The organism is Arthrobacter sp. K4-10C (assembly GCF_059090085.1).
Map to the genome: position 1 here is coordinate 34,249 of NZ_JBNHFI010000008.1, position 12,485 is coordinate 46,733.

General features: G+C 67.2%; 11 protein-coding genes. 6 read left to right on the top strand and 5 right to left on the bottom strand.

Going from position 1 to position 12,485, the window contains the following annotated elements; genetic code table 11:
- Window positions 1-16: 16 nt before the first annotated feature.
- Genes AC5RUU_RS12360 through AC5RUU_RS12370 form a run of 3 tightly spaced genes read right to left on the bottom strand, consistent with a single transcriptional unit; the run spans window position 17 to window position 3,142 of the window.
- Window positions 17-1,198 (bottom strand): cation:proton antiporter, encoded by a 1,182-nt coding sequence (locus tag AC5RUU_RS12360; protein ID WP_493975498.1) that lies wholly within the window; start codon window positions 1,196-1,198, stop codon window positions 17-19.
- 5 nt (window positions 1,199-1,203) lie between these two features.
- Window positions 1,204-1,686: a cation:proton antiporter regulatory subunit gene (locus tag AC5RUU_RS12365; RefSeq protein ID WP_493975499.1), complete on the bottom strand. Its 483-nt coding sequence runs from the start codon at window positions 1,684-1,686 to the stop codon at window positions 1,204-1,206.
- Window positions 1,687-1,738: 52 nt separating this feature from the next.
- Complete coding sequence (locus AC5RUU_RS12370; protein ID WP_493975500.1) at window positions 1,739-3,142, bottom strand: MFS transporter; 1,404 nt, start codon at window positions 3,140-3,142, stop codon at window positions 1,739-1,741.
- A gap of 195 nt (window positions 3,143-3,337) precedes the next feature.
- Here AC5RUU_RS12370 and AC5RUU_RS12375 point away from each other — a divergent pair, with 195 nt between their 5' ends.
- Genes AC5RUU_RS12375 through mnhG form a run of 6 tightly spaced genes read left to right on the top strand, consistent with a single transcriptional unit; the run spans window position 3,338 to window position 9,847 of the window.
- Window positions 3,338-6,352 (top strand): Na+/H+ antiporter subunit A, encoded by a 3,015-nt coding sequence (locus AC5RUU_RS12375; RefSeq protein ID WP_493975501.1) that lies wholly within the window; start codon window positions 3,338-3,340, stop codon window positions 6,350-6,352.
- Entirely contained in the window at window positions 6,349-6,945 is a 597-nt protein-coding gene (locus AC5RUU_RS12380) for a Na(+)/H(+) antiporter subunit C (RefSeq protein ID WP_493975502.1), read from the top strand. Before AC5RUU_RS12375 ends, AC5RUU_RS12380 begins: the two co-directional genes overlap by 4 nt.
- Complete coding sequence (locus AC5RUU_RS12385; protein ID WP_493975503.1) at window positions 6,942-8,615, top strand: Na+/H+ antiporter subunit D; 1,674 nt, start codon at window positions 6,942-6,944, stop codon at window positions 8,613-8,615. Before AC5RUU_RS12380 ends, AC5RUU_RS12385 begins: the two co-directional genes overlap by 4 nt.
- Entirely contained in the window at window positions 8,612-9,157 is a 546-nt protein-coding gene (locus AC5RUU_RS12390; protein WP_493975504.1) for a Na+/H+ antiporter subunit E, read from the top strand. The genes AC5RUU_RS12385 and AC5RUU_RS12390 overlap by 4 nt, the downstream gene beginning before the upstream one ends.
- Entirely contained in the window at window positions 9,154-9,432 is a 279-nt protein-coding gene (locus AC5RUU_RS12395) for an MrpF/PhaF family protein (RefSeq protein WP_493975505.1), read from the top strand. The genes AC5RUU_RS12390 and AC5RUU_RS12395 overlap by 4 nt, the downstream gene beginning before the upstream one ends.
- Window positions 9,422-9,847 (top strand): monovalent cation/H(+) antiporter subunit G, encoded by a 426-nt coding sequence (gene mnhG, locus AC5RUU_RS12400; protein WP_493975506.1) that lies wholly within the window; start codon window positions 9,422-9,424, stop codon window positions 9,845-9,847. Before AC5RUU_RS12395 ends, mnhG begins: the two co-directional genes overlap by 11 nt.
- A 10-nt stretch (window positions 9,848-9,857) precedes the next feature.
- On the opposite strand, the gene AC5RUU_RS12405 is transcribed toward mnhG, so the two are convergent.
- Both AC5RUU_RS12405 and AC5RUU_RS12410 read right to left on the bottom strand, forming a co-directional pair.
- Window positions 9,858-10,121: a DUF4235 domain-containing protein gene (locus AC5RUU_RS12405; protein ID WP_079595394.1), complete on the bottom strand. Its 264-nt coding sequence runs from the start codon at window positions 10,119-10,121 to the stop codon at window positions 9,858-9,860.
- A 140-nt stretch (window positions 10,122-10,261) separates the two neighbouring features.
- Window positions 10,262-12,469 carry a hypothetical protein gene (locus AC5RUU_RS12410; RefSeq protein WP_493975507.1) on the bottom strand — a complete coding sequence of 736 codons (2,208 nt, stop codon included), beginning with the start codon at window positions 12,467-12,469 and terminating at the stop codon, window positions 10,262-10,264.
- Window positions 12,470-12,485: the final 16 nt, after the last annotated feature.

Below are 12,485 nucleotides of genomic sequence, written 5' to 3' on the forward strand. Positions count from 1 at the left end.
CCAGGTGTACCGGGTCCTAGGCCTTTGCAGGGATTCCGGCGGTTCCCGCAGACCTCGTGACCAGCGGCTCCACGTAGCGGGCAGCCAGCGGTCCCACGACGGCCATGATGAGCACGTATGCGGTGGCGAGGGCCGCCAGCTCGTCGGGTACCGCTCCCGAGGTTACGGCCAGTCCGGCGATCACGATCGAGAATTCGCCGCGCGCGATGAGCGTTGCTCCTGCGCGGAAGCGGCCGCGCCGGGCGATGCCGGCGCTCCTTGCGGCCCAGATGCCCGTGACCATCTTGGTGGCGGCCGTGAGGATCGCCAGCACCAGGGCCCACCCGAGTACAGGCGGGATCGATGACGGGTCCGTGTTGAGCCCGAAAGCCACAAAGAAAATCGCGGCAAACAGGTCGCGCAGCGGCTCAAGGATCCGGGTCGCGTTATGGGCGGTTGCGCCGGAGATGGCGATGCCGAGCATGAAGGCCCCCACCGCAGCCGAAACCTGCATGGCGGACGCCACTCCGGCCACCAACAGGGCGGCGCCCAGGACGTTAAGCAGGAACACCTCGGAATTCTCGCTGTGGACGGCCTTGGAGACCCGGTGCCCGTGCCGCAGGGCAACCATCAGGACCAGGCTGACCACCGCCAGTGCGATCCCCACCGTGGTGAGGCCGCCCAGGAAACTGACGCCAGCCAGGGTGGCCGTGAGGATGGGGAGGTAGACCGCCATGGCCAGGTCTTCGAACACCAGGATGGACAGCACTACGGGCGTTTCACGGTTGCCCAGGCGGCCCAGGTCCGTGATGACTTTCGCTGCGATCCCTGAGGAAGATATGTAGGTGACGCCGCCCATCACCATTGCCCCCACCGTGCCCCAGCCGAGGAGCAGGGCCAGCAGCGCCCCCGGCAGGAAGTTCAGGACCAGGTCAAGCACGCCCGCCTGCCACGAGCGGCGCAGCCCGGTGAACAGCTCCGCCGCCGTATATTCCAATCCGAGCATAAGCAGCAGCAGGATTACACCGATCTCCCCGGAAAGGTGCGCAAACTCGTGCATGCCCTCGAGCTTGATGATGCCGCCGGCACCGAAGGCGAGTCCGCCCAGGAGGTACAGCGGGATGGGTGACATTCCGATCCGTCCGGCCAGCCTGGCCAAAAGGCCAAGGCAGAACACAACGGCCCCCAGTTCAATGAGGGTCAGGGCCAGCGGGTCCATAGGGCTCAGCCGTGGCGCAGGATATCGGCCGCCGTATCGAGGCCTTCCTGGGTTCCTACTGCGATCAGCAGGTCACCGGTGTGGAGGACGACGTCGGGTCCCGGCGACGGGAGCACCTCACCTTCACGCATGATGGCAACGATGGAGACGCCGCAGCGGGTGCGGATGCATGCCTTGCCCATGGGCTGGTTATGGAACGGGGAGTCCGGAGCGATCGAGAACTGCCTGGTCACGATGCCCGGGACGTCCTTGTGCTCTTCCGTCAGCTTCATGGCCAGGTGCTGCCCGCCAAGGAGGTTGCCCAGGGTGGCGGCTTCATCGCTGGTCAGCGGAATGGAAGCCTGGCAGGTATCGGGATCGTCCCAGGTGGAAACGATGAGTTCCGTCTGGCCCTCCCGCAGCTCCACCACGCCGATCCGGCGGCCGGATGCTGTCATGAAATCCTTACGCCGGCCCAGTCCCGGGAGGTCGGTCTCATCCACGTTCATGATCCAAGCCTAGTCTTCCATGGAGGTATGTGGGGCGGGTCAGACCACCTGCTCAGTCCGCCGGAACAACCGCGATGGAGGCCCTGTCCGGAGACTTGACCGGCAGCAGGACCAGGAGGCCCGCCAGGAGGACCACCATGATGCCTAGGATTCCCCAGCGCTGCGCTTCGCCGGCGGGCACCAGCGGCGTGGCCACGGCTATGCAGAGCGTGAACAGGGCCGGAGCCAGGAAGCTGACCGCCCGCCCCGTGGTGGCGTACAGGCCAAAGAGCTCACCCGATTCGCCGTGCGGCGCCAGCCGGGCCAGGTATGCCCGCGAGGAGGATTGGGCCGGGCCGACGAAAAGGCAGAGGAAGAGGCCGAACACCCAGAACGTGGTGCTGCCGGCCCACGCCACGCCAAAAAAGGCGTAGTCCCCGTTGCCGAGGGCAAGGATGGCGGTGCCCGCGGCCAGGAGGCCCATCAGGGAACCGATGATGACCGCTTTTGGCCCCACCCGGTCGTCCAGGAACCCGCCGATCACGGCCCCCACCGCCGCCACGACGTTGCCGAAGATGGCGAAGAAGATGACCTGGGACAGTTCGAAGCCAAAGGTCCCCGCTGCGATGATCCCGCCGAAGGTGAAGACGGCGGCGAGCCCGTCGCGGAACACCGCGCTGGCGAGCAGGAAGTAGATGGTGTGGGGGCTGGTGGCATAGATCGCCTTGATGCGCCGGACCAGCAGTCCGTAGCTGGCGATGACCCCCAACTTCCCGGCCTGGTCCGTTCGCGGCAGTTCGGGGACGGCGAACAGCACCGGCAGGGCGAAGGTGAAGAACCAGAGGGCCGAGAAGACGGCCACCAGCCGGATGTTCAGGCTCTCCTCGGTTGAGGCGCCGAACCACTCGAAGCTGGGCTGGACGAACAGCTGCAGCACGATCAGCAGCGCCACGATGCCGCCAAGGTAGCCCGCGCCCCAGCCAAAGCCGCTGACCTTGCCGATGTTCCGCGGCGTGGAGATCTGGGCGAGCATGGCGTTGTAGTTGACGCCGGCGAATTCGAAGAAGACATTGCCCAGGGCGATCAGCGACACTCCCAGGAGCAGGAATTCGGGCCGCGGAAATACGAAGAAACACAGGGCGGTCAGGATGGCGACCGCGGCCGTGTTGACTCCCAGCCACAGCTTGCGCCGGCCGCCGGCATCCGAACGCTGCCCGGTGACCGGGGCAAGCAGGGCAATGGCGAGGCCCGCCACCGTGAGTGCGCCGCCCAGCACTGCGGACGCCTGGTCCTCCCCGCCGAAGGAGCTGGACGTCAGATAGACGGTGAAGACAAAAGTGGTCATCACGGCGTTGAAGGCGGCGGAACCCCAGTCCCAGGAGGCCCAGGCCAGGATCCTGCCCTTGCTTGACGCGTGCGTGCCGGATTCAAGGTCGGAAACCGGCTGCATGGCTCCGGGAGCGCTGGCGCTGTTCATACGATGCATCGTATCCGCCGATGGCGAACAGGAACGGGAACCCTGCCCCGGAACGCCGCGGGAGGGCGGCGGCCATGCTACCTGACGCGGTGCGTCGGGCAAAAGAGGCTTGATAAACTGTCCACTCCCGAAACTTACTTATTTGCCGCCGGCCATAACTTTGACAATCGAATTCCTGACGTTGCGGAGAAACCAGTGATTACAGTCCTTGCCGTGCACTTTTCGGTGGCTGTCCTGGCGCCGCTCCTCTTCAGGGCCTGGGGCCGCAACGCGTTCTACGCACTCTCTGTTGTTCCTGCCGGATCCTTCGTGTGGCTTCTCTTCCAGCACGCCCCCGTTTACTCGGCACCGGGGGCTGTAGCAGAGGTTTTTCCGTGGATCCCCGGCCTGCACCTCGAGTTCGCGTTCCGGATGGATGCCCTGGCCTGGGTGATGTCACTGCTGGTGCTCGGCGTAGGATCCCTGGTTCTGCTCTACTGCGGCCGGTACTTCAAACGGAAGGACCAGGACCTCGGGGCGTTCGGGGCCCAGCTCCTGGCCTTCGCAGGCGCCATGTTCGGCCTGGTGGTCGCCGACGACCTCCTGCTGTTGTTCATCTTTTGGGAACTGACCACCATCCTGTCCTACCTCCTGATCGGGTTCGCCCGGACCAGGCTGGCGGCACGCCGGTCCGCCCTGCAGGCGCTGATGGTCACCACGGCAGGGGGCCTGGCGATGCTCGTGGGCCTGATCATGCTGGGGCACGCCGCGGGTACCTACCGCATCTCAGCAATCCTTGACCAGGCTACCGCGCTGGTGGGCGGAGCATCCGGCGCCATGGTGAGCACCGCCGTCGTGCTCATCCTGGTGGGTGCCATCACCAAATCGGCGCTGGTCCCGTTCCACTTCTGGCTTCCCGGCGCCATGGCGGCGCCCACGCCCGTCAGCGCCTACCTGCATGCGGCAGCCATGGTCAAGGCGGGCATCTACCTTGTGGCCAGGCTCGCCCCGGGCTTCTCCGACACCGCGTACTGGCAGCCCGTGGTGCTCGGCCTGGGCCTGGCCACCATGCTGGTGGGCGGCTACCGCGCCCTCCGGCAGACGGACATCAAGCTCATCCTCGCCTACGGAACCGTCAGCCAGCTGGGCTTCCTCACCATGGTGGTGGGGCTGGGCACCCCTGAGGCGGCCCTGGCCGGAGTGGCGATGCTGCTGGCCCACGGCCTGTTCAAAGCCACCCTGTTCCTGGTGGTGGGCATCATCGACCACCAGTCCGGCACGCGCGACGTGCGGAAGCTGTCCGGTGTCTTCCGCTCGTCCCGGGCCCTGGGCATCGTGGCGGGCATCGGCGCGGCCTCGATGGCCGGCGTTCCGCTGCTGGCCGGATTCGTTGCCAAGGAGTCCGTGTTGGAAGCCTTCGTGCACCGCGCCGCAAACCCTGCCGCCGGACAGTGGGGAACGGTGGTCCTGGCCGGAATCGTTGTGGGGTCCATCCTCACGTTCGCCTACAGTGCGCGGTTCATGTGGGGAGCGTTCGCCACCAAGCCCGGTGTGGAGCGCACCCAGTTCAAAGCAGTCAGGCCGTCGTTCCTCGCCGCCCCGGCCTTCCTCAGCCTCCTCACCATCGTGTACGGGCTGTGGCCCGTCCCGGTGGATGCATGGGCCCAGCCCTACGCGGCACTGTTCGCTTCCACCGCGCCCGACGCCGGCACCCCGGCTGAGCAGGCAGGCCACCTGGCGCTGTGGCATGGTTTCACCCCGGCCCTGGGTTTGACCGCCCTCACCTTCGCCCTGGGCCTGGCCATGTACCTGGGCCGCAACGCCGTCTCGCGGCTGCAGTCCCTCGTGCCCGACTGGGTGGACGCGGACCGCGCCTACCAGCTGACCATCGGCGCGCTCGACGACGTGGCCGTATGGGTGACCGGCCGCACACAGCGCGGCTCCCTGTACTACTACCTTGCCGTCATCCTCAGCGTGGCGTTCGTGCTTCCCCTGACCGCAATCCTGATGGCCGGCAAGCCACTTCCGGAAAACCTGTACCTCGTGGATCCGGGCTCGCCACTCCAGCTCGTGGTGGGGGCGGGCATCGTGATCGGTGCCCTGGCCGCGGTCAAGGCGAACAAGCGCTTCCTGGCCGTGCTGATGGTCTCCGTCACCGGCTACGGAATCGCACTGATGTTCGCCCTGCAGGGCGCTCCGGACCTGGCCCTCACCCAGATGCTGGTTGAAACGATCATCCTGGTGGCATTCGTGCTCGCCATGCGCAGCCTGCCACCCGAACTCCGCGACCGCACCGGCGGAAAATACCGGGTGGTGCGGGTCCTGATCGGGTTGGGATTCGGCGTCACCATGGTGTTCGCCGCTATCTTCGCCATGGGAGCCCGCATCGCAACCCCCGTCTCGCTGCAGTTCCCGCAGCTGGCCTATGAGGGCGGAGGAGGACTGAACATCGTCAACGTGACGCTCGTGGACATCCGGGCGTGGGACACCTTCGGGGAGATCACCGTGCTGGCGCTGGCCGCCACCGGTGTGGCAAGCCTGATCTTCGTCCGCGGGCGGGGCGACCGCATCCTGGCATCCGCCTCCGTGGCCGAGGGCTCGGTAGGGCGCCACCACGGCATCGACCCCGGCTCCCGGGACGGCGCCGCGCTGGCCATCAGCCGCAAGTTCGCTTCCGCCACCCGCGACGCCTGGCTGGTAGCCGGGCGGACCCTGGCGCCGGAGCGCCGGTCCATCATCTTCGAAGTGGTCACCCGCCTGGTCTTCCACTCCCTCGTGATCTTCTCCCTGTACCTGCTGCTGGCCGGCCATAACCTTCCGGGCGGGGGATTCGCCGGCGGCCTAACGGCCGGACTGGCACTGACCATCCGCTACCTGGCAGGCGGCCGGTTCGAACTGCGGGAGGCAACCCCCGTGAGCGCCGGTGCCCTGCTGGGCATCGGACTGGCGGTTGCTGCGGCCTCGGGCGCGGTGCCGCTGCTGCTGGGCGGCCAGGTCTTCCAGACGGCCATCATCCAGTTCTGGCTGCCGGTGTTCGGCGACATCAAGTTCGTCACCTCCACCATTTTCGATATCGGCGTCTACATCGTCGTGGTGGGGCTGGTGCTTGACGTGCTGCGCAGCCTCGGCGCCGAAATCGACGAACACTTCGAGGAACGGGCGGCCGCCCCCGCCGAGGATGAGGAACCGGACGGCATCCCCGCAGAAACCACCGTGAAGGGCAAAGCATGAGCGTCAACCTGGCCCTGCTGATTGTCATGGGTGCCCTGTACGCCTGCGGAATCTACCTCATCCTGGAACGCAGCCTCACGCGCGTGTTGCTGGGGCTGATGCTCCTGGCCAACGCCACCAACCTGCTGCTCCTCGCCACCGGCGGCTACGCCGGCCTGGCGCCGCTGTACTCCAGGGACATCGCGGCCGAAGACTACAACGACCCCCTGCCGCAGGCGCTGATCCTGACCTCGATCGTCATCTCCTTTGCGGTCACGGCCTTTATGCTCGGCATCATCTACCGCACCTGGGTACTGGCCCGCCGCGACGAGATCCAGGATGACGTGGAAGACCTCCGCGTCGCCGAAACCCCCAGCTTCGATGCCGAGGACGACGCCGAGATCCCCGCGGAGACCTCCGAGTTTCCGCTCACGATGCTGGGCGGCGACGGCCGGGACATCTCCGACCACCGCCCGTCCGGCGACACGGGGCATGCCCCAGCCACGGCGACGCTCGTGGCCGGCGGCCGTGAAATGCCGGCCGAGCAGGCCGCCGCGGAAGAAAAGCCCGGCTCCCAAAACGTCAACCCCGGCCCGGAAGGAGGCGGAAAGTGAACATCGCAAGCTTTGCCCCGCTCGCCGTCGTACTTCCCATCCTGGGCGCTGCCCTGACCTTCCTGCTGATCCGGCATTCCCGTGCCCAGCGTATGGTGAGCATCGGACTGCTGTCCCTGACCCTGTTGCTCGAATGCCTCCTGCTGGCCCATGTGTGGGACGGCGGGACCGTTGCGGTGACCATCGGAGGGTGGCTGCCGCCGTGGGGCATCGTGATGGTGGTGGACCAGTTCTCCTCGCTGATGCTGGTGGTCTCGTCCGCGGTGAGCCTTGCCGTGCTGGTGTACGCCACCGGCCAGGGCATGGCGGACGGCGACCACGACGCACCGGTCTCGATCTTCCACCCCACGTACCTGATCCTGGTTGCCGGGGTGTCCAATGCGTTCCTCTCCGGCGACCTCTTCAACCTGTACGTCGGCTTCGAGATCCTGCTGACGGCAAGCTATGTGCTGATGACCCTGGGCGGCACGGGCCCGCGCATCCGTGCAGGCGTCACGTACGTGGTGGTGTCGGTGGTGTCATCGGTGCTGTTCCTGATCTCCATCGCAATGGTCTACGGAGCCACCGGAACCGTGACCATGGCCGACCTTGCCCTCAAACTGGGCGAACTGGACCAGGGCACCAGAACCCTCCTGCACGTGATGCTCCTGGTGGCGTTCGGCATCAAGGCGGCAGTCTTCCCGCTCTCCTTCTGGCTCCCCGACTCCTACCCCACGGCCCCGGCCCCGGTCACCGCCGTGTTCGCCGGCCTGCTGACCAAAGTGGGCGTCTACGCCATCGTCCGCACGGAAACCCTGCTGTTTCCCGGCGACTCGCTGAACACACCCCTGATGGTGGCGGCGCTGCTGACCATGGTGGTGGGAATCCTGGGTGCCCTGGCGCAGAGCGACATCAAGCGTCTACTGTCCTTCACCCTTGTCAGCCACATCGGCTACATGGTGTTCGGGCTGGCAATGTCCTCGGTGGCAGGGCTCGGTGCGGCCGTCTTCTACGTTGCGCACCACATCACCATCCAGACCAGCCTGTTCCTGGTGACCGGCCTCATAGAGCGGCGCGGCGGGAGTTCCTCCGTGGACCGCCTGGGCGGGCTGGCCAAGCTTTCGCCCGTCCTGGCGCTGCTGTTCTTCATTCCCGGCATGAACCTGGCGGGCATCCCGCCGTTCTCCGGGTTCCTGGGCAAGGTGGGGCTGCTGCAGGCCGGCATCGAGCTGGGAACGCCCCTCGCCTATGCACTCGTCGTCGGCGGTGTCCTCACCAGCCTGCTGACGCTGCTGGCGGTGGCCAGGGTCTGGAACCGCGCGTTCTGGCGCCGGCCCTCGGATGCCGAGCATCCGGACCCGGTGCTGCTGGCCGAGCCGGACGAAGACGAACAGGCAGACGGGCAGGTTCGGGGGGCAACGGCCCTGGATGGCGGGTCCGGCCGTACCGGGAGGCTGCTCACCGCCCGCACCGGTGCCACCCCCTCAGCCACGCTCATGCCGCGGACCATGGTGGGCTCGACGCTCGGCCTGGTGGTACTGGGTGTTGCGCTCACCGTCTTCGCCGGGCCCCTCTTTGGACTGTCGGACAGGGCCGCTGAGGACATGCTGGACCGGGCGCCGTACATCCAGGCCGTCATGGGTGAGGACACCGTAGTGCCGCCAATCGGAACCCCGGGAGGGGGACAATGACCCGCCAACGCATTTCGCTGCGCCAGGAACTGCCGCTCCTTGTGTGGCTGGTGATCGTCTGGGGTGCCCTCTGGCAGGACTTCAGCCCCGGCAACCTGCTGTTCGGAGCGCTGCTGGCAATCGCCGTCGCCCGGCTGTTCTACCTTCCGCCGGTGGAGCTCAGCGGCCGTTTCAACATCCTCCACGCCATCCCGTTCGCCCTGGTGTTCCTGGCCAAGGTGGTCATCGCCAGCGCCCAGATCCTCTACCTGGCCATCGCCAGGGGACCAAAGGTGACCAACGCCGTCGTCGCGGTCACCCTGCGCAGCCACCAGGACCTGCTGGTCACCGCCACCGGGCACGTCATATCCCTGATTCCGGGATCGCTTGTGGTGGAGGTGGACCGGTCAACGTCCACCCTCTACCTGCACGCCATCAACATCAGTACCCCGGACGACGTGGAAAACCTGCGCAACGAAGTCAGGTCTATCGAGGCCGGCCTGATCCGCATCATGGGCACGCGCGAAGAACTGGAAGCAGTCCGGATGGAGGCAGCCGCATGATGCAGGCAGTCCTGGCCATCACGGCCGTCATCTTTTCGCTGGCCGCCGGCGGGGCAATCATCCGCATCGCCCGGGGCCCCTCGCTGCTGGACCGCGTCCTCGCGTCCGATGTGCTGCTCGCCATCCTGGGCGGAGCGTTGTGCGTCGACATGGCAGTGAACAGGCACCTCAACAACCTCATGCTGGTGGTGGCCATCTCCTTCATCGGCTTCATTGGCTCTGTGACGGTGGCAAGGTTCGTGGCGGACCGGAGGGAGCAGCCCAATGAGCCCTGATACGTGGAGCTTTGACCTGACCAGCGTGGACGGGTGGATCAACCTGGTGTCGGCCGTGTTCATGGTGGTGGGGGCGCTGATGTCCCTGGGTGCCGCCATTGGCCTGCTGCGTTTTCCTGACCTGCTGAGCCGAATGCACGCCGCTACGAAGCCGCAGGTGCTGGGCCTGTTCCTGCTGCTGGCGTCCATCGGGCTGCAAATGCGGACCTGGTGGGTGTGGCCGGTGCTGCTGGTCGCCTGGATCTTCCAGCTACTCACCGTGCCCGTTTCCGCGCACATGGTGGGCCGGGCGGGCTACCGCACCAAGCACCTGCACCGCGAGCTCCTGGCAGCTGATGATCTGGAGGAAGTGGTGCAAAAAGCCGCCGCCAGGGCCGCCCGCGAGGACGGCTCCGGCGACGGCCCTGGGCGCTAAATCTCCGGGGCTAAACGATGTCCTGGCTCTTGGCGAACCGGGTGATGGCCCGCTGGGTGCCCCGGTTGGCGAGCACCTGGATGATGGTGCTGACGGACGCCGAAATCAGCGCGAACGTCAGTGCTGAGTGCAGGCTGGTGGGGACGTCCTCGTCCTTGCCCGTAGGGGGCTTGCGGCCGGTGGTCTTTTCCCAGATGGCGTTGACCAGCTTGGTGCCGACCAGGCCGGCGCCAAGGCTTACGCCGGTGCCGAGCAGCTTGATGAAGAGGTTCATTCCTAGTACTCCTTGCGGGCGGAAAACGGGCTGTACCCAGCCTAGCCGTCCGGTCCGGACTATCGGGCCATGCTCCGCCGTACGGCGGACAGCGACCTTCCGAAAGGGCCTGCATGAGTCCCAAGGGGCATGCGCCGGTCCTAAGGGGCCTGCACCAGGTTTTCCCACCTGACCGTCCAGTGGGCGGGGAACCCTGGCGCGTGCCGGTCCGGACCGCCGTCCCACCCGGCTGCCATCAGGGCAATGGCTGCCAGCAGGCCGCCGTTCCCCGGCAGGTACAGCGGCAGCGATTCGGTCTGCCGGTTGTGCCCGTTGGGCAGCACCAGGTTTTTCGCCGCATCCAGCAGGAGTGCGTCCACTGCGGTCTCCGGGTCTTCCAGCCTGGCCGCCGTCATGGCCATCACGGGATAATCCCAGCCCCAGGTGCTGTCCCAGTCCCAGTCCGCGAGGACGCCGGCCAGCGTGGCCCGCATGACTGCGGGATCGATGATGTCCGTCTGCGGCAGCACACCCAGCGCGCAGAGCATGGAGGGGTGGTCGGTGCGGATGGTGAATGGTTCGACGCCGATGGCTGCGTACATGCCGTCCACCACCTTGGGGCGGACCATTCCGTCCGCGACCGCCACCCACTTTTCCCGGGGCGGCAGTCCCAGGCGGTCCCGCCAGGCGCTGGCTGTGCGCAGGGCCCACTGCCAGTAGGCGAGCTCGAAGGTGGGGTTGCTGGCGGTGCCCCTGATGGTTTCGTAGCTCTCCTGGGCAGGAACCAGCGGCGGGCCCAGTTCGAAGCCGCGGGCAGTGGCGTGCGCGAAGCCCGCCATGAACTCGGCGCTCTCGAACACGATCTCCGCGAATTCCTCCAGGAGTTCCCGCGAGGGCTCCGTCCGGTACGCCAGTTCCGCCAGGTGGATGGGGTGCGGCTGCTGCCAGATGAGGAAGGTGCCGATGGGGCTGGGGCTCTCCCGCCCGTCCGGGCCCACCTGCTTGGGCCAGCGGACGCCGTCGAACCCTTGCGCCTTCGCTGTTTGACGGGCGGGCTCCAGGATGGACGCATACCAGCGCAGGGCAGGGAGCAGGAGGCGTGTCCGGTTCCAGGCCGCGAAGTGGGCGGCATGCCACCAATGCATTTCGAGGTGGAAACGCCCGCGCCAGGAGTTGCAGACAAGGCCTGTCTCCTGCGGCGGCAGCGACCCGGAACAGTTGATGGCGGTCAGGTACTGGGACAGGACAGTCCGGCGCTCGAGTTCCGCCGCGCGCGGGTCATCTGGTGCGGAGAGTTCGACGGCGGCGCCGGACTTCCAGAAGGCCGGCCACGCAGTGCGGGAGGCCTCGATGACAGCGGTGCCCGGCTCCAGGAGTTGATGCCCAGCGACGGCCGCCTCCGGTGCCGTGCCGCCGTGGTCTCCGTCCTGCGGAGTGCTGCTCCCGATGCCGCCGGTGCCGCGCCGCAGGCAGTCGCCGGTGCCGGTGCTGATGAAATGGACACTGAAGTCCAGGACGTCCTGCCCTTCCCCTGCCTGGACCAGGACGCTGTGCGGGCCGGCCTGCGTCAGTTCCAGGCCGTCGCCCCGGACCGCCACCTGATAGCCGGTGCCGTCGAGTTGCCGGGTGATCCTCCACTGCCGTCCGCTGCTGGTGGCAGGCAGTTCCTCCAGTCGGGTGCTGTGGGCCTCGGGGCTGGCCCAGTCGGCGGCGTTGTGCCAGGCTCCGGAACCGTACGGGAACGCCAGCGAGACGGCCAGGCCCTGCTGAAGGGCAACGGATTCAATCCGAAAGCCCAGCTCGTCCCGGTCCGGATGGCAGGCGGTGGCCACCCTGACCGGGCGGCCATGCAGGGTGAAGTTGCTGATGGCCGTCCCGGTCCAGAGGTCAAGGACCTGGCTGGGACTGGCGATGTCTTCCCGCGCCAGCCCCGGCGCTTCCCGCTCCGGCAGGGTGAAGGCGATCCGGCCCAGGTCCAGCCGGTGCGGGTTGGCGCGCAGCCAGGTTTCGCCTTCCGACGTCCCGGTTTCCCTCCCGTCCACAATGCCACCTACCATGTCGACGTACGGCACGGGCCCGCGGGGGGAATCGTAGAGGACGGTGGAGCCGGCCAGGGTGTAGTCCTGCCCAGGAGGAATGGAATGCCAGCCCCACTGTGACTGCGTCCCCAGCAGGGTGCCGGGCGGCAGCGCTTCCCGGGCGGCGACCGGATACTCGCCGGGCAGGGACTGCAAACCGGTGAGGTCCATGGTGAAACAGAATTCGCCGTTGCCCACGGAGACGGGGCTGCGGGAATCGAGGTTGCGCTGTTCCACGTTGTGGCGGTGGACCAGGGCTTCCCGGTCTATGACGGTCTGCTGGGTGTGCAACGCGCAGGCCTCCTCG

Excerpts from the sequence above, each read along its gene's own strand:
- AC5RUU_RS12360 (WP_493975498.1), bottom strand. The coding sequence starts at position 1,198 with ATGGACCCGCTGGCCCTGACCCTCATTGAACTGGGGGCCGTTGTGTTC.
- AC5RUU_RS12365 (WP_493975499.1), bottom strand. The coding sequence starts at position 1,686 with ATGAACGTGGATGAGACCGACCTCCCGGGACTGGGCCGGCGTAAGGAT.
- AC5RUU_RS12370 (WP_493975500.1), bottom strand. The coding sequence starts at position 3,142 with ATGAACAGCGCCAGCGCTCCCGGAGCCATGCAGCCGGTTTCCGACCTT.
- AC5RUU_RS12380 (WP_493975502.1), top strand. The coding sequence starts at position 6,349 with ATGAGCGTCAACCTGGCCCTGCTGATTGTCATGGGTGCCCTGTACGCC.
- AC5RUU_RS12390 (WP_493975504.1), top strand. The coding sequence starts at position 8,612 with ATGACCCGCCAACGCATTTCGCTGCGCCAGGAACTGCCGCTCCTTGTG.
- AC5RUU_RS12395 (WP_493975505.1), top strand. The coding sequence starts at position 9,154 with ATGATGCAGGCAGTCCTGGCCATCACGGCCGTCATCTTTTCGCTGGCC.
- mnhG (WP_493975506.1), top strand. The coding sequence starts at position 9,422 with ATGAGCCCTGATACGTGGAGCTTTGACCTGACCAGCGTGGACGGGTGG.
- AC5RUU_RS12405 (WP_079595394.1), bottom strand. The coding sequence starts at position 10,121 with ATGAACCTCTTCATCAAGCTGCTCGGCACCGGCGTAAGCCTTGGCGCC.